Source organism: Achromobacter sp. Marseille-Q4954 (assembly GCF_943737025.1).
Lineage (GTDB): Bacteria > Pseudomonadota > Gammaproteobacteria > Burkholderiales > Burkholderiaceae_B > Achromobacter > Achromobacter bronchisepticus_A.
In genome coordinates, this window is the sequence record NZ_CALSFQ010000003.1 from 375605 (window position 1) to 397573 (window position 21969).

The 21969-nt window shown below is 66.5% G+C and carries 22 protein-coding genes and 1 pseudogene; 8 read left to right on the forward strand and 15 right to left on the reverse strand.

Annotated elements, in window-relative coordinates; translation table 11 throughout:
- Nucleotides 1–52 precede the first annotated feature (52 nt).
- The 7 genes from NGK62_RS27200 to NGK62_RS27230 all read right to left on the reverse strand — a co-directional run bounded on the left by NGK62_RS27200 (nt 53) and on the right by NGK62_RS27230 (nt 5677).
- Nucleotides 53–400 carry a RidA family protein gene (locus tag NGK62_RS27200; RefSeq protein ID WP_054457833.1) on the reverse strand — a complete coding sequence of 116 codons (348 nt, stop codon included), beginning with the start codon at nt 398–400 and terminating at the stop codon, nt 53–55.
- 24 nt (nt 401–424) lie between these two features.
- Nucleotides 425–1210 carry a transporter substrate-binding domain-containing protein gene (locus NGK62_RS27205; protein ID WP_059379547.1) on the reverse strand — a complete coding sequence of 262 codons (786 nt, stop codon included), beginning with the start codon at nt 1208–1210 and terminating at the stop codon, nt 425–427.
- A gap of 24 nt (nt 1211–1234) precedes the next feature.
- A complete protein-coding gene (locus NGK62_RS27210) occupies nt 1235–1975 on the reverse strand; it encodes an amino acid ABC transporter ATP-binding protein (protein WP_118933730.1) in 741 nt (246 codons plus the stop codon).
- On the reverse strand, nt 1962–2612 hold the full coding sequence (locus tag NGK62_RS27215) for an amino acid ABC transporter permease (protein ID WP_054457830.1): 651 nt from the start codon (nt 2610–2612) through the stop codon (nt 1962–1964). Before NGK62_RS27215 ends, NGK62_RS27210 begins: the two co-directional genes overlap by 14 nt.
- Nucleotides 2613–2623: 11 nt before the next feature.
- Nucleotides 2624–3292 carry an amino acid ABC transporter permease gene (locus tag NGK62_RS27220; protein WP_118933731.1) on the reverse strand — a complete coding sequence of 223 codons (669 nt, stop codon included), beginning with the start codon at nt 3290–3292 and terminating at the stop codon, nt 2624–2626.
- Nucleotides 3293–3295: 3 nt separating this feature from the next.
- Entirely contained in the window at nt 3296–4597 is a 1302-nt protein-coding gene (locus NGK62_RS27225; protein ID WP_251881219.1) for an alanine racemase, read from the reverse strand.
- Between the two features lie 117 nt (nt 4598–4714).
- Entirely contained in the window at nt 4715–5677 is a 963-nt protein-coding gene (locus NGK62_RS27230) for an AraC family transcriptional regulator (RefSeq protein ID WP_059379544.1), read from the reverse strand.
- A 320-nt stretch (nt 5678–5997) separates the two neighbouring features.
- Here NGK62_RS27230 and NGK62_RS27235 point away from each other — a divergent pair, with 320 nt between their 5' ends.
- The 3 genes and pseudogenes from NGK62_RS27235 (at nt 5998) to NGK62_RS27245 (ending at nt 8662) form a co-directional block, all read left to right on the forward strand.
- Complete coding sequence (locus NGK62_RS27235; protein WP_251881222.1) at nt 5998–7044, forward strand: aldo/keto reductase; 1047 nt, start codon at nt 5998–6000, stop codon at nt 7042–7044.
- Nucleotides 7045–7173: 129 nt separating this feature from the next.
- Nucleotides 7174–7911, forward strand: a pseudogene (locus NGK62_RS27240) (YoaK family protein); the annotation flags it as partial.
- Nucleotides 7912–8002: 91 nt separating this feature from the next.
- Nucleotides 8003–8662, forward strand: coding sequence for a thiopurine S-methyltransferase (locus NGK62_RS27245; RefSeq protein WP_251881224.1), 660 nt, complete (start codon nt 8003–8005; stop codon nt 8660–8662).
- A 45-nt stretch (nt 8663–8707) separates the two neighbouring features.
- Here NGK62_RS27245 and NGK62_RS27250 read toward each other — a convergent pair whose 3' ends face one another.
- From NGK62_RS27250 to NGK62_RS27275, 6 genes are all read right to left on the reverse strand, one after another.
- On the reverse strand, nt 8708–9475 hold the full coding sequence (locus NGK62_RS27250; protein WP_059379540.1) for an SDR family oxidoreductase: 768 nt from the start codon (nt 9473–9475) through the stop codon (nt 8708–8710).
- Entirely contained in the window at nt 9472–10467 is a 996-nt protein-coding gene (locus NGK62_RS27255; RefSeq protein WP_251881226.1) for an NAD(P)H-quinone oxidoreductase, read from the reverse strand. The genes NGK62_RS27250 and NGK62_RS27255 overlap by 4 nt, the downstream gene beginning before the upstream one ends.
- 15 nt (nt 10468–10482) lie before the next feature.
- Nucleotides 10483–11187, reverse strand: a complete 705-nt coding sequence (locus NGK62_RS27260) for an ABC transporter ATP-binding protein (RefSeq protein WP_118934500.1) — start codon at nt 11185–11187, stop codon at nt 10483–10485.
- Nucleotides 11180–12961: a branched-chain amino acid ABC transporter ATP-binding protein/permease gene (locus NGK62_RS27265; protein WP_118934498.1), complete on the reverse strand. Its 1782-nt coding sequence runs from the start codon at nt 12959–12961 to the stop codon at nt 11180–11182. Before NGK62_RS27265 ends, NGK62_RS27260 begins: the two co-directional genes overlap by 8 nt.
- Nucleotides 12962–12983: 22 nt before the next feature.
- On the reverse strand, nt 12984–13850 hold the full coding sequence (locus NGK62_RS27270; RefSeq protein ID WP_054457820.1) for a branched-chain amino acid ABC transporter permease: 867 nt from the start codon (nt 13848–13850) through the stop codon (nt 12984–12986).
- Nucleotides 13851–13968: 118 nt separating this feature from the next.
- On the reverse strand, nt 13969–15168 hold the full coding sequence (locus NGK62_RS27275; RefSeq protein ID WP_118934496.1) for an ABC transporter substrate-binding protein: 1200 nt from the start codon (nt 15166–15168) through the stop codon (nt 13969–13971).
- Nucleotides 15169–15493: 325 nt separating this feature from the next.
- Between NGK62_RS27275 and NGK62_RS27280 the strand changes: the two genes are divergently transcribed.
- From NGK62_RS27280 to kce, 3 genes are read left to right on the forward strand one after another with little or no spacing between them, the layout of a single operon-like run.
- The gene (locus tag NGK62_RS27280; RefSeq protein WP_054457818.1) at nt 15494–16276 is read left to right on the forward strand and encodes an SDR family oxidoreductase; all 783 of its coding nucleotides are present in this window, start codon (nt 15494–15496) and stop codon (nt 16274–16276) included.
- Nucleotides 16276–17232, forward strand: coding sequence for a 3-hydroxyacyl-CoA dehydrogenase (locus NGK62_RS27285; protein ID WP_251881228.1), 957 nt, complete (start codon nt 16276–16278; stop codon nt 17230–17232). The genes NGK62_RS27280 and NGK62_RS27285 overlap by 1 nt, the downstream gene beginning before the upstream one ends.
- Nucleotides 17225–18160: a 3,5-dioxohexanoate:acetyl-CoA acetone transferase gene (kce, locus tag NGK62_RS27290; protein WP_251881230.1), complete on the forward strand. Its 936-nt coding sequence runs from the start codon at nt 17225–17227 to the stop codon at nt 18158–18160. Before NGK62_RS27285 ends, kce begins: the two co-directional genes overlap by 8 nt.
- A 39-nt stretch (nt 18161–18199) precedes the next feature.
- On the opposite strand, the gene NGK62_RS27295 is transcribed toward kce, so the two are convergent.
- Together NGK62_RS27295 and NGK62_RS27300 are read right to left on the reverse strand one after the other, a co-directional pair.
- Nucleotides 18200–19270, reverse strand: coding sequence for a glycerol dehydrogenase (locus NGK62_RS27295; RefSeq protein WP_251881232.1), 1071 nt, complete (start codon nt 19268–19270; stop codon nt 18200–18202).
- A gap of 21 nt (nt 19271–19291) precedes the next feature.
- Complete coding sequence (locus NGK62_RS27300; RefSeq protein WP_059379533.1) at nt 19292–19996, reverse strand: GntR family transcriptional regulator; 705 nt, start codon at nt 19994–19996, stop codon at nt 19292–19294.
- 127 nt (nt 19997–20123) lie between these two features.
- On the opposite strand from NGK62_RS27300, the gene NGK62_RS27305 reads away from it, so the two are divergent.
- Together NGK62_RS27305 and NGK62_RS27310 are read left to right on the forward strand one after the other, a co-directional pair.
- Entirely contained in the window at nt 20124–20981 is an 858-nt protein-coding gene (locus NGK62_RS27305) for a transketolase (protein ID WP_118934490.1), read from the forward strand.
- Entirely contained in the window at nt 20982–21968 is a 987-nt protein-coding gene (locus NGK62_RS27310; RefSeq protein ID WP_059379531.1) for a transketolase family protein, read from the forward strand.
- Nucleotide 21969 lies beyond the last annotated feature (1 nt).

A 21969-nucleotide genomic window follows, 5' to 3' on the forward strand; every position in this document is an offset into this window, starting at 1 on the left:
GCGCCGCGCGAGGCGGCGCGAAGAGGGATCGGAAGGCCGCAGCAAGGCGCGCTTAGCGTAGCGCGGCGACCGCGGTCATTTCGACCCGCAGGTCGGGGTCGGCCAGGCGGGCCTCGACGCAGGCGCGGGCCGGCGGATTGGCGGGGTCGACCCAGGCGTCGTAGACGCGGTTCATGGCGTCGAAGTCGCCGATGGCGGGCAGGAACACGTCCACGGCCAGCAGGCGCGATTTGTCGCTGCCGGCCTCGGCCAGCAGCGCTTCGATCTTGGCCAGCACTTCGCGGGTCTGCGATTCCAGCGAGCCCTGGCGATTGTCGGCCACCTGGCCGGCGATGAACACGAAGCCGTTGTACGAGACGGCCTGGCTCATGCGCGAGCCGGATTTGTAGCGTTTGATCATGCGAGTCCTTGGTATGTCGGCCGATTACATCTGCGGCAGGGTCTGGGCTTCCTTGAACCACTTTTGCTGCAGGGCCGGCAGCTTGCCGTTCAGGCGGTTGGTGAAGAGGAAGGTGTTGATCCAGTTCAGCAGGTTCTGCTGGCCCTGCTGCACGGCGGCGTGGGCGGGCGATTGGCGGATGAGGAACTTGAGTTCGGGCGCCTTCGCGGCGTTGTCCTCGGCCACCTTGAGCGCGATGGCGCTGTTCTCGGCGAACGATTCCGACTGTCCCGCCAGATAGGCGGCCACGGCCGAAGGCGTGTCCTCGAAGCGCACCAGCTTGGCGCCCGGCGCGTTGTCGGTGAGCCAGATGTCCAGCGTGGAGCCCTTGGCGACGGCGATGCTGTGGCCCTTCAGTTCGTCCACGGTCTTGGCCTGCGGCATGCTGGCGCCGCCGTAGACGCCCAGGTTCACCGCGGCATAGGGCTGCGAGAACATGACCTGCTGGGCGCGTTCCGGGGTGGCGCCGGCGGCCGCGATCAGCACGTCGACCTTGCCGGCCAGCAGGCTGGGAATGCGGCTGGCGCCGGTGACCTGCACCAGCTCCAGCTTCACGCCCATGTCGGCGGCCATGAGCTTGGCCAGGTCGATGTCCAGGCCCGCGGCCTCGCCCTTGGCGTCCTTGAAGCCCCAGGGCGCGGCGTCCATCAGCACGCCCACGCGCAGCTTGCCCGCGCCCAGCACGTCCTGCAGTTTGTCGGCGGCCGAGGCGGGCGCGGCCAGGGAGAGACAGACGGCCGCGGCGGCGGCCAGCTTGGCGAACAGTTTCATGCAATGACTCCAGTGGCGGATGACTTAGTGGGAGGAAGGCGCGGCCGTGCCGATGAATTGGCGCAGCTCGGGGGTTTGGGGGTTGGCGAAGAGTTCGGCGGGCGGGCCTTGTTCCCAGACGCGGCCCTGGTGCATGAACACGACCTTGGAGGCGACGTTGCGGGCGAAGGCCATTTCATGCGTCACCAGCACCATGGTCATGCCCTGGCGCGCCATGTCTTCCATGACCTTCAGCACCTCGCCCACCAGCTCGGGGTCCAGCGCCGAGGTGACTTCGTCGAACAGCATCAGTTGCGGCGCCATGGCCAGGCAGCGCGCGATCGCCACGCGCTGTTGCTGGCCGCCCGACAACAGGGCCGGATAGGCGTCGATCTTTTCGGCCAGGCCGACGCGGCGCAGCACGTCCAGCGCCAGCGCGCGGCCCTGCGACTTGGCGATCTTGCCGTTGAGCGTGGGCGCCAGCGTGATGTTGCGTTCCACGTTCAGGTGCGGAAACAGGTTGAACTGCTGGAACACGATGCCCACGCGCTGGCGGAACTGGCGCAGGCCGGGCATGCCGGCGTGGATCCGTTCGCCGCCGATGCGGATGTCGCCGTCATCCACCGTCTCCAACGCGTTCAGGCAGCGCAGCAGGGTGGACTTGCCCGAGCCGGAGCGGCCGATGATGGTGACGATCTCGCCTTCGTTGACCTCGAGCGAGACGCCGTTGAGCACCGCGTTGGCGCCGAAGCGTTTGTGGATGTTGGAGACTTCAACGAGCGCCATGGAAGCGGCCCTCCAGGTTACGGGCCCACATCGTCAGGGGCAGGCACGCCGCGAAGTACAGCAACGCGACGCAGGAATAGACCAGCAAGGGCTGGAAGGTGGCCGCGCTGGCGATCTGCCCGGCGCGCGCCAGTTCGACAAAGCCCACCACCGAGGCCAGCGAGGTGCCCTTGACGAGCTGCACCAGGAAGCCCACGGTGGGCGGCAGCGACAGGCGGAACGCCTGCGGCGCGATCACGTGGCGGAACTGGTGCCACTTGGACAGACCCAGGCAGGCGGCCGCTTCCCATTGCTCGTGCTTCACGGCCTGGATGCCGCCGTACCAGATCTGGCCCAGGAAGGCCGCCGTGTAGATGATGAAGGCGACGCTGACGGCGGTCAGCGCGGGCACCTCGATGCCCAGGAACACCGGCATGCCGAAGTAGAAGAACATCAGCAGGCCCAGGAGCGGCACGCCCTGGACCAGTTGTTGCATGGCTGCGGCCAGCCAGCGCAGCGGCGCCGAACGGTGGCCGCGCAGCAGCGCCAGCCCCAGGCCCAGCGGCGCGCCGATGGCCAGCGCGATCAGCACCAGGGCCACGGTCCATTGCAGCGCGCTGAGCAGGGAGGCGAAATCACTCAGGGTAAACGTACGCATGCTCGCGACTCCTAGCGGCGCACGGGCCAGGTGAAGGCCAGACTGCCGGCCAGGGCCAGCAAGGCCTTGGTGATCAGCACCAGCGTGAAATAGATGCCGCAGATCACGGCATAGACCTCGAAGCTGCGGTAGGTGCGGCTTTCGATGAAGCTGCCGGCATGGAACAGGTCCTCGGCCGATACCTGCGAGGCCAGCGAGGTGCCGAGCAGCAGGATGACCAGCTGCGTGCCCAGCGCGGGGTAGACGTTGCGCAAGGCGGGCGCCAGCACGATGTGGCGGTACACCTGCCAGGTGCTCAGGCCCAGGCAATGGCCGGCCTCGATCTGGCTGCGCGGAATGGAGTCCAGGCCGGCGCGCAGGATCTCGATGGCGTAGGCCCCGAAATACAGGCTGAGCGCCAGCGCCGCGGCCACGAAGGGCGGCATGCGCAGGCCCAGCCCCGGCAGGATGAAGAACACGACGAACAGCTGGATCAGCGACGGCGTGTTGCGGAACACCTCGACATAGGCGCGCAGCGCCAGCTTGACCGGCCTGGGACCATGGCGCGTCAGCAGGGCGCCGGCCAGGCCGATGGCCAGCCCCGCGACCACGGCGATGACGGTCAGCTCCAGCGTGACCTGGATGCCGTCCCAGAGCTGTTCGCGGTAGCGCCAGATCTGTTGGAAGTTCAGCTGTTGCATGGCTTATCCGAAGAACGTGCGGTAGGCCGACTGCACGCGGCCGTCCGCGTCCAGGCCGAAGAAGACGCGCCAACGGTCCAGACAGGTGCAGGGATGCGAAATGCCGAACTCGATCACGTCGCCCGGCGCCAGCTCGCTGTCCGGCGCGATGGAGAGGAAGGCGTGCTGGTCGTTGAGCCGCGTGACGCGGGCTTGCATATCCCAGCCGGGCAGGGCCGCGCCGCCGCGGAAGGCGGCCAGCGGCGCGGGCAGGTCCTGGTCGTAGGACACGTCGCGCATGCCGAAGCCGCAGATCGCCAGGCCCGGTTCCGGGCGCGACAGGACTTCGCCCCACAGGCGCAGGGCCGGCCGGAAGTCGGCGGCGGCGTTGCGCGCCTGGCCGTCGACCTGGAAGCCCGCGCGGGCGTCCATGGCCTGCAGCGCGCGCTGGTAGGTGCCGTGGTCATGGAAGAAGATGGCGCCGCTGCGCAGCACCAGCTGGGCATTGCCGTCCTCGGCCAGCCAGCCCTTGGCCGCCTGCGTGACATGGTCGAAGAAGGCCGAGCCGCCCGCGGTGAACACCAGCGGCGCGTGCGGCGCCAGCGCGCGCACTGCCTTGAACGCGCGGGCGGCGCGCTCCATCAGCGCGGCGATATTGCTGGCGGTGAGCGCCGCGTCCGAGCTGGCGACGGCGCCTTCGTAGGTGGCCACGCCCGCCAGCGCGAGCTTGTCGCCCTGCTCGCGGATCGCGGCCAGGATGGCCGCGACCGCGGCATCGTCGCGCGCGCCCGCGCGGCCGCCGCCGACTTCCACCAGCACCTCCACGGGCCGGCCGGCTTCAGCGGCCGCGGCGGCCAGCGAACGCACGGTGTCGGCGGAGTCCGCGAACGCCAGCAGGCGCGCGTCGGGGTAGCCTGCAAGCAGCTTGCCCAGGCGGGCGCCGCTGGCCGCGCCGCCGATCTCGTTACCCAGCATCAGGCGGGATACGCCGGCGCGCAACAGCACGGCGGCCTGCTGCAGGTTGGCGACGGTGGCGCCCCAGGCGCCTGCGTCGAGCAGGCGCTGCACGATCTGCGGCGACATCGGCGTCTTGGCATGCGGCGCCAGCGCCGCGCCGTGGCTGCGGGCGTACTGGAAGATCTGCTCGACGTTGTGGGCGAAGGCGGCCTCATCCAGCGTCAGGACGGGCAGGGCCATGTTGCCGCTCCTGGGCTGCCAGCCCCGGGCTGCGACACCGCGCAGCGGGACGGCGGGTTCGCCCGGAGGAATGCCCCGGTAGGTGTCGTCCAGTGGAGTATCGAGCAGGGTTTCCAGGAATGGATTCATGTGGCCGCCGAAGAAAAATCAGGGTTATGACAACGTTATCATTTGATGGCGGCAGTCTAATGGTAACGTTGTCAAATTAGGATTAGGGCAATCCCCTAGGGATGCCGGACCGGCGGCTCAGGCTGGCGCCGAGGCGGTTTCGTCCTTCCAGCGCTGCTTGTCGCGCAAGGGCGGCGAACCGAACAGGCGGCTGTATTCGCGGCTGAATTGCGACGAGCTTTCGTAGCCCACGGAATGGGCCGCCAGCGCCACGCCGGCGTCATCGGTCAGCATCAGGCGCCGTGCTTCCTGCAGGCGCAGGTGCTTCTGGTATTGCAGCGGGCTCATGGCGGTGGCCTGCTTGAAATGATGATGCAGCGAGGACACGCTCATGTGCACGTCGCGCGCGATCTCTTCCACGCGCAGGGGCAGGGCATAGTTGTCGCGCAGAATGCGGATGGCCTTGGCCACGCGGTTGAGCTGGCTGTCCTGCAGCACCGACTGGCGCAGCACCGCGCCCTGGCCGTTCATCAGCAGGCGGTACAGCAGCTCGCGCTTGACCAGGGGCGCCAGGATGGGAATGTCGCGCGGGGTGTCCAGCAGGCGCAACAGGCGCAGCACCGCGTCCAGCAGCGCGCCGCCCAGCGGATTGACGCAAAGCGCGCGCGCGGCCTCGGCCGGCGGCTGCGGCGGCAGGCTGTCGTCGCTGATCAGCGCGGTGATCTCCTCCACGTTCAGGTCCAGCCGCAAGCCCAGATAGGGCAGGGTCGGGCTGGCGACGGACACCTTGGCCACGACCGGCAGATCCACCGAGGAAATCAGGTAATGGAAGGGGTCGTACTCGTAGGCTTCATCGCCGATGAGCAGGCGCTTGGATCCCTGGGCGATAACGCCCAGGGCGGCTTTCTGCAGTCCGGGCTTGGCGCCGGTGGGCTGCGAAATGCGGTGCAGGAACAGGCCCTCGATGGGCGTGTCCAGCGAACCCTCCAGGTCTCCGGTCATGCGTTCCAGCGTGCAGAGCAGTTCGCGCCGCGCCGGCTCATAGGCGACGTCCAGGGCCGGGACGGCGACGCTGGCGGCAAGTGCGGATGTGATGGTCATGGGGGCTCCCGTGGCGCGCCGTGCCGGGTAGGCATAGGGCGGCAGAAAGTCGGAGGATTGGGTGGCTTTCAGTGTATGCCTAAGCGAGCCTGCGTCCAGGCGGTGGCGCTTTTCATGGAGAAATGGGCAGAAAACTCGGAGGAATGAGCGGCCAGGCGCCACAGGCGGGGCAGCGCTGCAGGATTGGGCAAAAAAAGGGCAGGATCAAGCAGCGTCCGCGCCGGCCCCTGGACGCATACTTGCCTTCATCCCGGCAGGCGGGCCGCGGCCATTCCATCCCGGAGCGCCGGCTCCCGCCCAGCCCTTGAAGGAGCGCAACCATGCGGTACAAGAAATTCGGAAGCACCGGCCTGTTCGTGTCGGAACTCTGCCTGGGCACCATGACCTTCGGCGGCGAAGGCGAACTGTGGAGCAAGATCGGCAGCCTGCAGCAGGAAGACGCCAACCGGCTGGTGGGCCGCGCATTGGATGCCGGCGTCAATTTCATCGACACGGCCGACGTGTACTCCGAGGGCCGCTCGGAGGTCATCACCGGGCAAGCGCTGCGCGACCTGAAGGTGGCGCGCGAGGACGTCGTGATCGCGACCAAGGTGTTCGGACAGACGGGCGCCGGCGTCAATGCGCGCGGCAACTCGCGCTCGCACATCATGGACGGCGTCAAGAAGAGCCTGTCGCGCCTGCAGCTGGATCATATCGACCTCTACCAGATCCATGGCTTCGATCCCGCCACGCCGGTGGAAGAATCGGTCAGGGCGCTGGACAATCTGGTGCAGCATGGCCACGTGCGCTATGTCGGCGTGTCCAACTGGGCCGCCTGGCAGATCATGAAGGCGCTGGGCATCGCTGAACGCCTGGGGCTGGCGCGCTTCGAATCGCTGCAGGCCTATTACACGATTGCCGGCCGCGACCTGGAGCGCGAGATCGTGCCCATGCTGCAAAGCGAAGGCGTGGGCCTGATGGTATGGAGTCCGCTGGCGGGCGGCCTGCTCAGCGGCAAGTACAGCCGCGACGGGCAGGCCGAAGCCGGCAGCCGCCGCGCCGCCTTCGACTTCCCGCCGGTGGACCAGGAACGCGCTTATGACAGCATCGAGGTCCTGCGGCGCGTCGCCGGCGCGCGCGGCGTATCGGTGGCGCAGGTAGCCCTGGCCTGGCTGCTGCACCAGCAGGCCGTGACCAGCGTCATCATCGGCGCCAAGCGCGTGGAGCAGCTGGACGACAATCTGGCGGCCACGGCGATACGCCTGACGGCGGACGAACTGGCCGAACTCGACCAGGTCAGCGCCCTGCCGCCGGAGTATCCGGGCTGGATGCATGTGCGCCAGGGCGAATACCGGCGCAAGCAGCTGAGCGAATCCGGCGCGGTGTAAAACGCCGGAGGCGGGCGGGGCCGCCGCCGGCATGGCTGGCGGCCGGCGCGCCGGACCTCGCGCCGTGCCGCGGCGACTAGAATGTCATGCACTTTGCTGTGTATGGATTCTTGTCTTGAAGGGACACGCGTGGCCATTCCGTATCTACGCCGCCTGACGGCCGTCAGCCGCAGCCCCCAGGCCAACAGGCACCTGGCTTACGCCCTGACTTTCACCGCCGGCGCGGTCAACGCCGGCGGCTTCCTGGCCGTGCAGCAATACACCTCGCACATGTCCGGCATCGTCTCCATGATGGCCGATAACCTGGCGCTGGGCGGGGTGATCGTGGTGCTGCAGGGCCTGGCGGCGCTGCTGTCCTTTCTGGCCGGCGCCGCCAGCTCGGCCTTCCTGATCAACTTCGGGCGCCGCTCGCGCCTGACCAGCGAATACGCCATGCCGCTGCTATACGAAGCCGTGCTGCTGCTGGGCTTCGGCTTGCTTGGCGCCAACCTGGAGACGCTGCGCTGGTTCTATGTGCCGGGCACCGTCATGCTGCTTTGCTACATCATGGGTCTGCAGAACGCCATGATCACCAAGCTGTCGCGCTCCGAGATCCGCACCACGCACGTGACGGGCATGGTCACCGATATCGGCATAGAACTGGGCAAGCTGTTTTACTGGAACATGGCCAAGGGGGATCCCGCATCCATGCGGCCGGTGTGCGCGGACCGTAGCAAGCTTGTCGTGCTCACCGTGCTGGTGTCGTTGTTCTTCGTCGGCGGCGTGACGGGCGCGTATTCCTTCTTCAACTTCGGGTTCGGCTCGACGGTGCCGCTGGCGCTGATGCTCATGGCGTTGGCCGCGGTGCCCATCGTGGACGACATCCGCAGCCTGCTGCCGCGGATGTAGGGCCGGGACGCCCGCCGTCGCGCCGGCGAACTACAATGCCCCGCACCGATACACAGGAGGCAGACCGGGCATGGACGCGGAATTCTGGCTGGAGCGTTGGCGCGAAGGGCGCACGCATTTTCATCAATCGCGGGTCACGCCGCTATTGCAGAAGTATTGGCCGACGCTGGGCGTACCCAAGGACGGCCGGGTGCTGGTGCCGCTTTGCGGCAAGTCGCTGGACATGGTGTGGATCGCGGCCCAGGGGCATTCCGTGCTGGGCGTCGAGCTGTCGCAGCTCGCGGTCGAACAATTCTTCGAGGAAAACGAGCTCAAGCCGCTCACGCACGTGTCCGTCTATGGCAAGCACTACGTGGCGGGCAGCATCGAAATCATCTGCGGCGACATCTTCAAACTGGACGCGCAACTGCTGTCGCATTGCGTGGGCGCCTATGACCGCGCCGCGCTGGTGGCGTTGCCCGATACCATGCGCGCGGACTACGTGCGCCACGTCTACGGCAATCTGTCGCCCGCCTACCAGGGACTGCTGATCACGCTGGATTATCCGCAGGAAGAAATGCCGGGGCCGCCGTTCTCTGTCGTGGACAGCGAAGTGCAGAACATCTTTGCGGGCGTGTCGCCCGCCAGGATCATCGATCGCCGCGACATCCTGGAAAAGGAACCGAAGTTCCTGGCGGCCGGCGTCAGCCGGCTGGACACGGTGGTCTACCACCTGGGCGCGCACGGGTGAAGAAAGCGCCCGCCTGCGTTCGGGCGGGCGCTGCCTGCGATGCTCTCAGGTCATCAGCCAGCCGCCGGCCACGTCCAGCACCTGGCCGGTGACGAAGCGGGCCTGGTCCGACGCGAAGAACAGGCAGGCATCCGCCACTTCCTCCGGCGTGCCCAGGCGGCGCAGCGCGGTCACCTGCGCGACCGCGTCATTGATCTCCTTGGGCACGGTCTTCAGCAAGGGAGTGCTGATGCGTCCCGGCGCCAGGGCGTTGACCGTGACCTGGTGCTCGCCCAGTTCGGCGGCCCAGTGGCGCGTCAGGCCGATCAGGCCGGCCTTGGTGGCCGCGTAATGCGCCGCCACGATGTCGCAATAGGCGCGGCCGGCCACCGACGACATGTTGATCACGCGGCCCTGGCGCTCGCGCACCATGTGCGGCGTGGCCAGGTGCGTCATGTAGAACACGCTGTTCAGGTTGACGGCGACCACGTTCTCCCATTCCCTGGGCGGCATCTCCCAGACCTTCAGCGCGCGTCCATCGGTCTTCGGTGAAATGCCGACGTTGTTGACCAGGATGGTGGCCGGACCCAGCTCCGCGCTGATGCGTTCGTAGGCCGCCTGGCACTCCTCGAAGCGCGCGACGTCCGCGTGCACGAAGCAGACTCCGTGGCCGCGCTTGCGCAGTTCCTTTTCGTAAGCCTGGCCGCCCTGCGCATTGAAATCGATGAGGCCCACGCGGCCGCCTTCGGCCAGGAAGCCTTCGACGATGGCCGAACCTATGCCGCCGACCGCGCCGGTCACGATGGCGACCTGGTCCTTGAAGCGTCCGCTCATGCGGCCACCTTCAGCATGATCTTGCCGATGTGTTTGCTGCTTTCCATCAGCGCATGCGCCTGGGCCGCTTCCTCCAGAGGGAACACCTTGTGGATGCGGGGCAGGCATTGCCCCTGTTCCATCAGCGGCAGCACCTTTTCCGCCAGCGCGCGGGTGATCGCACCCTTGTCCTCGTCGGAGCGGGGGCGCAATGTGGAGCCGGTGAATTGCAGGCGCTTGAGCATGATGGGCATGGCGTCGATCTCGGCCTTGCTGCCCTCCAGGAAAGCGATCTGCACCAGCCGGCCATTGAGCGCCAGCAGCCGCAGGTTCTTGTTCATGTAGGCGCCGCCCACCATGTCCAGGATCACGTCCACGCCCGCGCCGCCGCTGCCCTGGCGCACCGCTGCCTCGAAGTCGGCCTCGCGGTACAGCACGGCATGGTGCGCGCCGGCGGCCAGGCAGGCGTCGGCCTTTTCCTGATTGCCCACCGTGGTCCAGACTTCGGCGCCAAAGGCGCGCGCCAGCTGGATCGCGGTCAGGCCGATGCCGCTGGAACCGCCGTGCACCAGGAAACGCTCGCCGGCCGCCAGACGGGCGCGGTCGAACACATTGGTCCAGACGGTGTAGTAGTTCTCGGGGATGGCGGCGGCCGTCAGCAAGTCCAGGCCGCGCGGCACGGGCAGGCAATGGCGTTCGTCCGCCAGGCAGTATTGGGCGTAGCCGCCGCCCGGCGTCAGCGCGCAGACCTGGTCGCCGACTTTCCAGAGGCTGGCGTCGGGTCCGGCGGCGATGACGGTGCCGGACACCTCCAGCCCCAGGTGGGGCGAGGCACCCGGAGGCGGCGGATAGGAGCCCGAGCGTTGCAGCACGTCGGGGCGGTTGACCCCGGCGTAGGCGACCTCGATCAGCACCTGGCGGCCGGCGGGCGCTTCCATGTCGCGTTCGGCCAGGCGCATGCAGTCGGGCGCGCCGCCCTGGCCGTGGTCGATGTATGTGCAGCGTAAAGACATAAGGAATCCTTGGTATCAATGGCCCAGATAGGCCTTCTTCACATGCGGGTCGCTCAGCAGCTCCGCGCCGGTGCCGGTGCGCACGATGGCGCCGTTCTCCAGCACGTAGCCGCGGTCCGCCAGCCGCAGCGTGCGGAACACGTTCTGCTCCACCAGCAGCACGGTCACGCCGTGCGCGGTGACGCCGCGGATGATGTCGAACATCTGTTGCACCAGCAGCGGCGACAGGCCCAGCGAGGGTTCGTCGAACACCAGCAGCTTGGGATCGGCCATCATGCCGCGGGCGATTGCCACCATCTGCTGTTCGCCGCCGGAAAGCGAGCCGGCGTACTGGTTCAAGCGTTCCTGCACCCGCGGGAAGATGCCCAGCACCTCGTCCAGCTTGCGCTGCACGATGGGGCGCGCGGCGCGCTTGTACGAGCCCATCAGCAGGTTGTCGCGCACCGTGAAGTGCGGGAACAGCTGGCGGCCTTCGGGAATCATGGTGATGCCCGCGTCGACGATGTCGTAGGGCTTGCGGTTGGTCAGGTCCTGGCCTTCGAACTCGACCTTGCCGTCCATGGCGGCGATGACGCCGCACAGCGTCTTCAAGGTGGTGGTCTTGCCGGCGCCGTTGGCGCCGATCAGCGTGACGATCTCGCCCGCATGGACCTCGAAGTTCAGGCCGTTCAGGACCTGGCTCTTGCCGTAGCCCGAGGACAGATTCGAAACCTTAAGCATCCTGGTACTCCTTGCCCAAATAGGCCTCGATGACGGCGGGGTTCTCCACCACGTCCTTGGGCGCGCCGCTGACCAGCACCGCGCCTTCGTTCAGCACGATGATGCGGTCGGACAGCGCCATGGTGGCCTGCATCATGTGCTCGATCAGCAGCACCGACACGCCGGAATCTCGGATGCGCCGGATCATCTGGATCGACTTCTCGATGTCGGTGGGGTTCAGCCCGGCCATCACCTCGTCCAGCAGCAGGATGCGGGGCTTGATCGCCAGCGCGCGGGCGACTTCCAGGCGCTTCATGCCGCCCACGGTCAGGTTGCGCGCCTCGATGTCCAGGTACTTCACCAGGTCGGTCTGTTCGGCGACCTTAAGCGCGATCTGTTCGGCCTCGTCCCGGTTCGAGGTGCGGATAAAGGCGCCTAGCATGATGTTCTCCAGCACGGTCAGGCCGGTGAACGGCTTGGCGATCTGGAAGGTGCGGCCCAGCCCCTGGTGCGCGAACTCGTCGGGCGTCTTGCAGGTGACCCATTTGCCTTGCGCGTCCAGCATGGTGATGCCGCCCTTGTCCGGCGACAGGAAGCCCGACAGCAGGTTGAACACCGTGGTCTTGCCCGCGCCGTTGGGGCCGATCATGCCCAGGATCTCGTTCTGGTTCAGCGTCAGCGACACGTCGTTGGTGGCGCGCAGGCCGCCGAAGCTCTTGAACAGCTTGTCGGCCTTGAGCACCGGCTGATCCGTGCGTTCGGCGTTGTGCAGGCGCAGTTCATCGGCCAGCTTGAGCTTGGCGCGAGGTGCGCCCAGATAGGGCAGACGCGACAGCCAGCGTTCGATGGCCGGGCCGAAGGCGCCGGCCAGGCCGCGCGGAATGGTCAGCACCACCGCGACCAGGATCAGGCCGTAGATCAGCCCGTGCATGCCGTTGCCCACGCTGCTGAGCCAGCCGCGCGCCAGTTCGGCGATGGGCAGCACCAGGAAGGTGCCGGCGATGGGGCCGGCCACCGTGCCGAGCCCGCCGATCAGCGCGAACATGGCCACCTGGATCGACAGTTCCAGCGAAAACGCCGAGCTGGGGTCCACGAAGGTCAGGTAGGTGATGTGGAAGGTGCCGATGATGCTGGTCAGCATGGCCGACACGACCGCGGCGATGATCTTCATGCGCACGGTATGGATGCCGACCGCCAGCGCCGCATCCTCGCGTTCGCGGATCGCGATCAGGTAGTGGCCGATGCGCGACTTGCGGATGTACCAGGAGGCCCAGGTCACCAGCAGGAACAGGCCGAAGGCGATGATCACGTAATTGACCTTCTCGCGGAACACGATCCAGGTCCAGCCTATGTTCAGCGGCAGGCTGATGCCGCTGGAGCCGCCCGTCCAGCTTTCCTCGTGGATCACCAGGAGTCGCACCACTTCCAGGATCGCGATGGTGGCCAGCGCGAAGAACGGGCCGCGCAGCCGCAGGGTAGGGTAGCTGATCAGGATGGCGACCGCGCCCGAGATCGCCGCGCCCGCCAGCATGCCGAACCACGGCGAAATGCCGAAGTTCTGCGTCAGCAGCGTGGCGGTGTAGCCGCCGATGCCGTAGAACACGGCGTGGCCCAGGGACAGCTGGCCGGCGTAGCCGCCGACGATATTCCAGGCCACGGACAGGGCCGAGAACACGAACAGCAGCACGAACAGGTTGGTCCAGAATGGCGTGCCCATGATCACGGGCACAAGGAACATCGCGATCAGCAGGATGAGGCTGACGTAGGTCTTGGGGTGTCGGATATCGGGAAACACATCTCGCTCCTTGTTGCTCTGATCACTCTGTGCCGACGCCGAACAGGCCGTTCGGACGCAGCACCAGGATCAAGAGGAAGATCCCGAAATAGACGACCTCTTTCAGGTCGGGGGCGATGTAGAAGCCGGCCAGCGTGTCCACGATGCCGATGATCATGGAACCGGCCACCGCGCCGTACAGGCTGCCCAGGCCGCCCAGCACCACGATCACGAACGCCGTCAGCACGAAGTACGTGCCGACGGTGGGAAACACCGGATATTGCGGCGCCAGCAGGCCGGCGGCGATGCCGACGAAGGCCGTGCCCAGGCCGAAGGCGATGGCGTAGACGTTGTTGACGTTCACGCCCATCAGGGTCGCGGCGTAGCGGTGCTGCGCCACGGCCCGCAGCGCGCGGCCCAGGTAGGTGCGGTGCATGAAGAGGTGCAGCAGCACCGCCAGGGTCAGGCCGATCACGAAGGTAACGAGCTGCCCGGTCACCATCGAATAGGGGCCGATGTCGATGGCATTGGTGCCCAGCTCCACCGGCGCGCGGTAGACGTTGGCGCCGAAGATCACCAGGGCGAGATTCAGCAGGATGGTGGACACGCCCACCGTGGCGAAGATCTGGATGTGCTGGTCGGCGTTGAGCAGCGGCTGGATGATGCCCTTCTGCGTCAGCGCGCCCAGCGCGAACAGGATGACGGCGACGGGTACCAGGCCGGCATAGGGATGCACGCCGAATTGCGCCGCGATCAGATAGACCATGTACATGCCTATCATCAGGAACTCGCCGTGCGCGAAGTTCACGACGCGCACCACGCCGAAGATCAGCGTCAGCCCCAGGCTGATGATGGTGTACGCGCCGCCCAGCAACAGGCCGTTGATGACCAGTTGAATGAATAGTTCCATGTTGCAACCTCTTAGAACGGGTGGCGGCCCCGGCCCGGCCGTGTCGTCGGCCGAACCGGGGCGCGCGGACCCCGGGAAACGTCAGGCGCCCCCGAGCGCCTGAGCACTGGCGTGGCGCTTATTTCTTGAAGACGGGCTTGCCGAGTGCGAGGTTGCTGGGTGCGATGGTGACCAGCTTGCCGTCCTGCCACTGCATCACGTAGAACGTGGATGCGTTGTTCTGGCCGTCTTCGCCGAAGTCGAAGGCCCAGCCGTTGGCGGTCTGGCCGGCCGGCTTCTTGTAGGCCAGGACCGCGGCGCGGATCTTGTCCTTGTCGGTGGACTTGGCGTTGCCGATGGCTTCGAAGAAGGCCTTGGCGCCGACGTAGTTGGTCAGGCTGTGGCCGGATTGGGGGTCGCTCTTGTAGGTGGCTTTGTAGGCTTCCAGGAACTTGTCCAGGCCGGGCGCGCCCGCGGGATTGATGGAGGATTGCGGGAAGTCCAGGTCGAACACGCCGTTCATGTCGGCGCCCACGGCCTTGGCGGTGTCCGCCAGCGAATAGCCGCCGCCCGCGCCGATCACGACCTTGGGCTTGAAGCCCGCGGCGCGCGCCTGGCTGAAGAACAGGATGGCGTCGTTCTGGTAGGCCGTCTGCAGCACCACGTCGACCTTGGCGCCCTTCAGGCGCAGGATCAGCGAGGACAGGTCCACGGTCTTGGCCGAGTACGGCAGCACTTCCGCGACCGTATAGCCAAGCTCCTGCGCGCGCTTCTTCTCGGTGGCGGCCACGTCGGTGCCGTAGGGGCCGTCCTCGTGGATGATGCCGATCTTGATGTCCTTGGGGTTCAGCCCCATGCCCGGCGCGATGGTGTCGTGCAGCGCGTTGACCACCGACACGCCGTACAGCGCGGTGTTGGGGTTGCTGCGGAACAGGTATTTGTAGCCGCGGGTGGTGATCTTGTGCGCGGTGGCGCCCAGTTCGAAATAGGGCACGCCGGCCAGCTCGGTCACGGGCGAGGCCGCATAGGAGATGCCGGAAGCGTAGCTGCCGAACACGCCGACCACGTTGGAGGAAATCAGGCGCTTGGTTTCCGACACGGCTTGCGTCGGATCGACGGCGTCGGCCTTGATGATCTCGATCTTTTCGCCGTTGACCCCGCCGGCGGCATTGATCTCATTGACGGCCAGTTCCAGGCCGCGATAGCTCTCTTGTCCCAGAAGCGCGAGCGCGCCGCTGAACGGGAAGAGGGCGCCTACCTTCATGTCGGCCGCTGCGGTGCCGCTTGCCAGCGCGCCGCACAGGCCCAGCGCCAAAGCAATTTTGTTGAACTTGAACACTGTCTACGCTCCTTTGTCGGTATGGGATGCGGACTTTCTTGTTTGGTCCGTTTTTTTGAATATATGATATATCGGCCGGGCGGGTAGCAAACCCCGCCTTGGATTCTAGTTGGGGCCGTAACCCGCCGAATCGGGGAATTCCCTAAAGCCGCATGAATAAAGACTTAGCGGGCTGATATCAAACAAATGGCGGGGGTTTTACGGCTTTGGGATGAAGCATTCCGGTGGCTGCAACGGTTGCAACAAACGCTAGAAAATAGCTGTTTTTTTCATATATCGTATATCATCAATCGGCCGTTTTTCATAAGAATCAGGAGACAGAGGCATGTTCGAGGAAGTGGATTTCGCCGGGAAAAAGGTGCTCATCACCGCCGGCGCGGACGGGCTGGGCCTGGAGATGGCGAAGGTGTTCCGCCATGCCGGCGCCTCCGTGTTCGTATGCGACGTGAACCAGGAGCGCCTGGCCGCGCTGCCGGCCGAATTGCCCGGCGTGCATGCGGCCCTGGCCGACGTCTCGGACGAAGACAGCGTCGCCGCGCTGTTCGACCAGGTCCGCGCCAAGCTGGGCGGCCTGGACATCCTGGTCAACAACGCGGGCGTGGCCGGTCCCACCGGCTACGTCGAAACCCTGTCCAAGGCGGACTGGGACCGCACGCTGGCCGTGAACATCACCGGGCAATTCCTGTGCGCGCGCCAGGCCATCGGCCTGCTCAAGGAGTCCAAGGCCGGCGTGATGATCAATCTGTCGTCCGCGGCCGGCCATCTCGGCTTTGCCGGGCGCTCCGTCTATTCCGCCTCGAAGTGGGCGGTGATCGGCTTTACCAAGTCCCTGGCCATCGAGCTGGGCCCCTATGGCATCCGCGTCAACGCCATCCTGCCCGGCGCGGTGGAAGGGCCGCGCATCCGCGCCGTCATCGCGGCCAAGGCGGATACGCTGGGCCGGCCGGTGGAGGAGATCGCCGCGCAGTACGAGAACCAGGCCGCGCTGGGCCGCATGGTCACGGCGCGCGATATCGCCAACATGGTGCTGTTCAATGCCAGCGAGGCCGCCCGCAGCGTTTCGGGGCAGGCCATCGTGGTGGACGGCTTCACGCAGAAGCTCTACTGATGGACGCCGGGTCCAAGGCGCAGCGCGCCGCCATCATCGGAACCGGCCTGATAGGCCAGGGTTGGGCCATCGTGTTCGCCCGCATGGGCTGGGAAGTGCGCCTGTATGACGTCAACGCCGCCATGCTGGCCGAAGCCCGCGGCCTGATCTTGCAGCAGCTGCGGGAACTTGAAGCCCAAGGCTTGTTGAAGGACGCCGAGGCCATAGGTGGGCGTGTCCATGTGGCCGGCAGCCTGGCGGATGCCCTGAAGGGCGCCCGCTACATCCAGGAAAACTCGCCCGAAAACGTCGAGATCAAGCGGGCGCTGTTTGCTGAACTGGACGCGGCGGCCGAACCCGACGCCATCATCGGCAGCTCCACATCCAGCATCCCCGCCAGCGAATTCACCGGGCATCTGGCCGGACGCCACCGCTGCCTGGTGGCGCACCCGGTGAATCCGCCGTACCTGATCCCGGTGGTGGAACTGTGCCCCGCGCCCTGGACCAGCCCGCAGGCCGTCGATTCCGCCCGCGCCGTCATGGCCGGCATCGGCCAGAAGCCCGTGCTGGTGCGGCGCGAAATCGAAGGTTTCATCCTGAACCGCCTGCAGGGCGCGCTGCTGCATGAGGCGTTCCGCCTGGCCAGCGCGGGCGTCGCCAGCGCCGAGGACATCGACGCCACGGTGAAGGACGGCCTGGGCCTGCGCTGGTCGTTCATGGGACCGTTCGAAACCATAGACCTCAACGCACCCGGCGGCATTGCCGACTATTGCGCGCGCTACGGCGGGCTGTACCAGTCCATCGGCGCGACCCAGGGCGAACCCGTCGCCTGGGACGGCGCGCTGGTCGACGCGCTGTCGGAGGAACGCCGCGGCCTGCTGCCGCAGGAAGATCTTGCCAAGCGCCGCTTCTGGCGCGATGAAAAACTGATGCGCCTCATGCGCCATAAACAGGACAACGGAGACAACAATGGCTAAGCCCAAGCAGAAAGTCATCATCACTTGCGCCGTGACGGGCGCCATCCATACGCCCAGCATGTCGCCGCACCTGCCGGTGACGGCCGACGAGATCGCCGAAGCGGCCATCGGCGCGGCCAAGGCGGGCGCGGCGGTGCTGCATCTGCATGCGCGCGATCCGCAGACCGGCAAGCCGTCGCAGGACCCGGCGCTGTTCAAGCCCTTTCTGGAGCGGATCAAGCGGGAAACGGACGCCATCATCAACATCACCACCGGCGGCAGCCCGCATATGACGGTGGAAGAGCGCATGCGTCCGGCCACCACCTTCAAGCCGGAGCTGGCGTCCCTGAACATGGGATCCATGAACTTCGGCCTGTACCCGATGCTGGGCCGCTTCAAGGAGTTCAAGCACGACTGGGAACGCGAACATCTGGAAAACAGCCGCTCGCTGGTGTTCCGCAATACCTACCAGGACATCGAGTCCATCCTCGCGCTGGGCAACGCCAACGGCACCCGCTTCGAGTTCGAGTGCTACGACATCAGCCATCTGTACAACCTGGCGCATTTCGTGGACCGCGGCCTGGTCAAGTCGCCGCCTTTCATCCAATCGGTGTTTGGCATCCTGGGCGGCATCGGCCCGCACCCGGAAGACCTGATGCACATGAAGCGCACGGCCGACCGCCTGTTCGGCAACGACTATGAATGGTCGATCCTGGGCGCCGGCCGCGGCCAGATCCCGCTGGCCACCATAGGCGCGGCCATGGGCTCGAACGTGCGGGTGGGGCTGGAGGATTCGTTGTGGATCGGGCCGGGCGAGATGGCGCAATCCAATCAGGTCCAGGTGGAGCGCATCCGCACCATCCTGGAGGCGATGAACCTGGAAATCGCCACGCCCGAAGAGGCGCGCGCCAAGCTCGACTTGAAGGGCAAGGACAACGTGGCGTTCTGATGCGGCCAGGGGCCGGCAGCTATCCGGCCCCTTGTCGCGTCAGGCGCGGCGGCGCAGCGCGGCGGCCAGCGTGTCGGTATCGAGCGCGCGGTCGAAGTTGGCGGCGTGGCGGGCCTTCAGGCTCAGCTCCGCAGCCAGCCGCAGTTCCGTGTCGTCCGGCATGTCGGCCGCACCCAGTTCGCGCAAGGTGGTGGGCAGGCCCACCTGGGCATACCAGCGGGTCAGCTCGGCCAGCATGCCGTCCGTCCGGTTTTCCAGGTCCAGCTGCACCAGCAGTCCGACCGCCACCTGCAGGCCATGCGGGGCGCTCGCCAGGCCGCTGATCCTGGGCAGCCCGCGCGTCAGCGCGTGGGCGATGGACAGGCCGCCGCTTTCGAAACCGAGGCCGCTCATGAGGATCATCGCTTCCACTACGCGTTCGAAGGCCGGCGTGGGCTGGCCGCTGCCGGCAACCGCCACGGCATCCGCGCCGTCGGCCAGCAGGGTGCGCAGGCAGCCGTCGGCGATGAACTGGGCGGTGAGGGGCGGCGCGCCGTCATACATGTTGCGGCCGCCGTTGCGGCTGCATTGCTCGGCTTCGAATTTCTTCGAGACCGCATCGCCCAGCCCGGCGAGAAAGAAATTCGCCGGCGCGGTGGCGATGACGGCGGTATCGACCAGCACGATGGTGGGGTTGAACAGCATGTGCTCCACCGCCAGGAGGTTGTGATGGGCGTCGTACAGGACGTAGTTCTTGCTGGTGGGCGCGTCGTTGGAGGCGACGGTCGGCACGGTGATGAGATGGCAGTGCGAGGACTTGGCCACGGCCTTGCCCGCGTCCAGCGCCTTGCCGCCGCCCACCGCGATCACCATGTCGATGCCGGCAGGCGCGGCCTGCGCGCGCAATTGCGTGATCGCCGCGGGCGTCAGGTCGCCTTCGACGATCAGCGGCGCGAGCGACACGTTATGCGCCGCGCACAAGGCTTCGATTCTTGGCCCCAGCACGCCATGCACATAGCTGTCTATGACCAGGGCGGCGCGGCGGCCGAACAGGGCTGCGTACTGTCCCAGGGTGTCCAGGGCGCCGGCGCCCTGGATGTAGCGGCTGGGCGCGCCAAAAATCTTCAGCATGGGGGATTCCTTCGGGTTTGCCTACTTGCGGGCAGCGGGGGGGCGGTAGTCGAGTTCCTTTTCGCGCTCGACCAGCCAGTCGATCATGATCTTGCCGCCCCAGACCAGATCGGCCTGGATGGCCTGCCTGGCGGCTTCGGAGTCGCGCGCTTCCAGGGCTTCCAATACCGCTTCGTGGCGGTGCTCGTTCTGCGAATAGTCCAGCCCAGAGGTCTTGACGTGGAACACCTTGAGGATGGGGCCGGTGATCACCCAGAACGATTCCACCGTGGCGCGCAGGATGGGCTTGTTGCTGGCTTCCAGGATGCCGAAGTGGAACTTGCGGTTGAGGTAGCTGGCGCGCTTGGGATCGCTGGATGTGCAGGAGATGAAATCCCGCTGCAGCGCGATCAGGTTGTCCAGCTGTTTGCGCGTGATGTTCTGTGCGGCTTCGGCCGCGCCCATGCCTTCCAGGTGGAAGCGGATCTGCTGGATTTCACGCAGCTTTTCCGAATTGACGTAAGGCACGTAGACCGCGGTGGCCGCCTGCATTTCCAGTCCCTGCTCGCTGATCAGCCGGAAGATGGCCTCGCGTACAGGTGTGATGGAGACGCCCATTTCCTGGGCCAGTTCGCCAATGATCAGGCGTTCGCCGGGTTCGTACTGCCCGTTGATCAGGGCATTGCGGATTTCGTTGTAGACCCTGACGGAGAGGTTCTCTTTCTTTACCGGTTTAAGGCTGGACATGACAGGCTCAGGCTTGCTGTATTGATGGGGGCGGGTGGATTCGGGATGAATTCTATCCCGCCATGGCAAATTCGAGCGCGATGGGTATATTATATATCATATATCCTAACAGCGAAAAGGAAGCGCCATGAGGAGTGACAGGGAGGTCCCCACCGAAGGGGAGGTCGGGCTGCTGCGGGAAAAGGCCCGCCATATCCGGCTGGAGACCATCAGGTTGATCGAGATCGCCAAGGTCGGGCACTACAGCTCGGTGTTCTCGTGCGCGGAAATCTTCGCCGCGCTGTACTACGACGTGATGCGGCTGCGTCCGGGCGAGCCGCAGTGGCCCGACCGCGACCGCTTCCTGATGGGCAAGGGCCATGCCGCCGTGGGTCTCTTCCCGGTGCTGGCGGACCATGGCTTCATAGCCCGCGAGCTGCTGGACGGCTACACCCGCCTGGGCAGCCCGCTGGGCGATCATCCCGACATGAGCAAGGTGCCGGGCGTGGACTTCAGCTCGGGTTCGATCGGCCACGCGTTGTCCAACGGCGTGGGCATGGCGGTGGGCGGGCGCATGAGCGGGCGCGACTTCAACGTCTTCGTGCTGCTGGGCGACGGCGAGATGCAGGAAGGCCAGGTCTGGGAGGCGGCGCTCTTCGCCGCCCACAACCGCCTGTCGCGCCTGGTTGCGATCGTCGACCGCAACGGCTACCAGCTCGACGGCAAGGTCGACGAGGTCATGGGCGTGGAATCGCTGAAGGAAAAATGGCTGGCCTTCGGCTGGGAAGTGCATGAGGTGGACGGCCACAACCTGGTGGAACTGACCGCTTTGCTACGCCGCCTGCGCGCGGACGAGTCGCGCGCCAGGCCGGCCTGCGTGATCGCAAAGACCATCAAGGGCAAGGGCGTGTCCTATATGGAAACCGAGCCGGGGTGGCATCTGGGCTACCTGGCGCCGCAAGACGCGCAAAGCGCCGTTGAAGAAATCCTTTCCCGCGAGATCTGAATGGCACAGGCACAAGTCCTCTCTCCCGATTCCTGGCAGTACCGCGCGCTGAATGCGGTGAACCCCGGGCTGTCCTATCTTTCCGACGCGCTGATCGAGCTGGCTGCGGCCGGCCATCCGGTGGTCGCCGGTTCGGCCGACCTGCAGTACTCCAACGGCTTGAACCGCTTTGCCCAGGCCTATCCCGACCGCTATGTCCAGTTCGGCATTTCCGAGCAGAACATGGTGTCGGCCGCGGCAGGCCTGGCGACCACCGGCATGATGCCCTTCGTCGCAACCTTCGCGTCCTTCCTGGGCCTGCTGTGCTGCGAACAGATCCGCATGGACGTGGCCTATACCAAGCTGCCCGTGCGCCTGATCGGCCACCACACCGGCATCAGCCTGGGCTTCTACGGCACCTCGCACCACGCCACCGAAGATATCTCGACGATGCGGGCGCTGGCCGGCCTGACGGTGGTCTCGCCCGCCGACGGCCCGCAGCTGGCATCCGCCATCAAGGCCTCGGTGGACTGGCCCGAGCCGATCTACTTCCGGATCGGCCGCGGCCGCGACCCGCAGGTCTATGAAGACGGCGCGCCTTTCCAGTTCGGCCGCGCCATTGTCCATTCCAGCGGCTCGGACCTGAACATCATCGCCTGCGGCATCACTGTGCACGCGGCCCTGGCGGCCGCCGAACAACTGCGCGGCGAAGGATTGTCGGTGGGCGTGATCGACATGCCCACCATCAAGCCCCTGGACCGCGACGCCGTGCTGGCTGCGGCAGGCAAGTCCCGCGTGCTGATGACGGTGGAAGAGCACAACGTGCTGGGCGGGCTGGGTTCGGCCGTGGCCGAGGTGCTGGCCGACGCGGGCACAGGCACGCGCTTGCGCCGCCATGGCATCTACGACGAATACAGCCTGATCGCGCCGCCCACCACCCTGTATGCGCACTACAAGCTGGACGCGGACGGCATCGCCGACGTCGCGCGCGCTACGCTCCAGCCCTGAG

Bases quoted from the DNA above. Each gene is read 5' to 3' on its own strand.
- NGK62_RS27300 (WP_059379533.1), bottom strand. From the start codon at position 19,996: ATGTCCAGCCTTAAACCGGTAAAGAAAGAGAACCTCTCCGTCAGGGTC.
- NGK62_RS27255 (WP_251881226.1), bottom strand. From the start codon at position 10,467: ATGTCTTTACGCTGCACATACATCGACCACGGCCAGGGCGGCGCGCCC.
- kce (WP_251881230.1), top strand. From the start codon at position 17,225: ATGGCTAAGCCCAAGCAGAAAGTCATCATCACTTGCGCCGTGACGGGC.
- NGK62_RS27210 (WP_118933730.1), bottom strand. From the start codon at position 1,975: ATGGCGCTCGTTGAAGTCTCCAACATCCACAAACGCTTCGGCGCCAAC.
- NGK62_RS27310 (WP_059379531.1), top strand. From the start codon at position 20,982: ATGGCACAGGCACAAGTCCTCTCTCCCGATTCCTGGCAGTACCGCGCG.
- NGK62_RS27200 (WP_054457833.1), bottom strand. From the start codon at position 400: ATGATCAAACGCTACAAATCCGGCTCGCGCATGAGCCAGGCCGTCTCG.
- NGK62_RS27305 (WP_118934490.1), top strand. From the start codon at position 20,124: ATGAGGAGTGACAGGGAGGTCCCCACCGAAGGGGAGGTCGGGCTGCTG.
- NGK62_RS27225 (WP_251881219.1), bottom strand. From the start codon at position 4,597: ATGAATCCATTCCTGGAAACCCTGCTCGATACTCCACTGGACGACACC.
- NGK62_RS27230 (WP_059379544.1), bottom strand. From the start codon at position 5,677: ATGACCATCACATCCGCACTTGCCGCCAGCGTCGCCGTCCCGGCCCTG.
- NGK62_RS27250 (WP_059379540.1), bottom strand. From the start codon at position 9,475: ATGAGCGGACGCTTCAAGGACCAGGTCGCCATCGTGACCGGCGCGGTC.
- NGK62_RS27245 (WP_251881224.1), top strand. From the start codon at position 8,003: ATGGACGCGGAATTCTGGCTGGAGCGTTGGCGCGAAGGGCGCACGCAT.
- NGK62_RS27295 (WP_251881232.1), bottom strand. From the start codon at position 19,270: ATGCTGAAGATTTTTGGCGCGCCCAGCCGCTACATCCAGGGCGCCGGC.
- NGK62_RS27215 (WP_054457830.1), bottom strand. From the start codon at position 2,612: ATGCGTACGTTTACCCTGAGTGATTTCGCCTCCCTGCTCAGCGCGCTG.
- NGK62_RS27285 (WP_251881228.1), top strand. From the start codon at position 16,276: ATGGACGCCGGGTCCAAGGCGCAGCGCGCCGCCATCATCGGAACCGGC.
- NGK62_RS27220 (WP_118933731.1), bottom strand. From the start codon at position 3,292: ATGCAACAGCTGAACTTCCAACAGATCTGGCGCTACCGCGAACAGCTC.
- NGK62_RS27205 (WP_059379547.1), bottom strand. From the start codon at position 1,210: ATGAAACTGTTCGCCAAGCTGGCCGCCGCCGCGGCCGTCTGTCTCTCC.
- NGK62_RS27280 (WP_054457818.1), top strand. From the start codon at position 15,494: ATGTTCGAGGAAGTGGATTTCGCCGGGAAAAAGGTGCTCATCACCGCC.
- NGK62_RS27235 (WP_251881222.1), top strand. From the start codon at position 5,998: ATGCGGTACAAGAAATTCGGAAGCACCGGCCTGTTCGTGTCGGAACTC.
- NGK62_RS27260 (WP_118934500.1), bottom strand. From the start codon at position 11,187: ATGCTTAAGGTTTCGAATCTGTCCTCGGGCTACGGCAAGAGCCAGGTC.
- NGK62_RS27270 (WP_054457820.1), bottom strand. From the start codon at position 13,850: ATGGAACTATTCATTCAACTGGTCATCAACGGCCTGTTGCTGGGCGGC.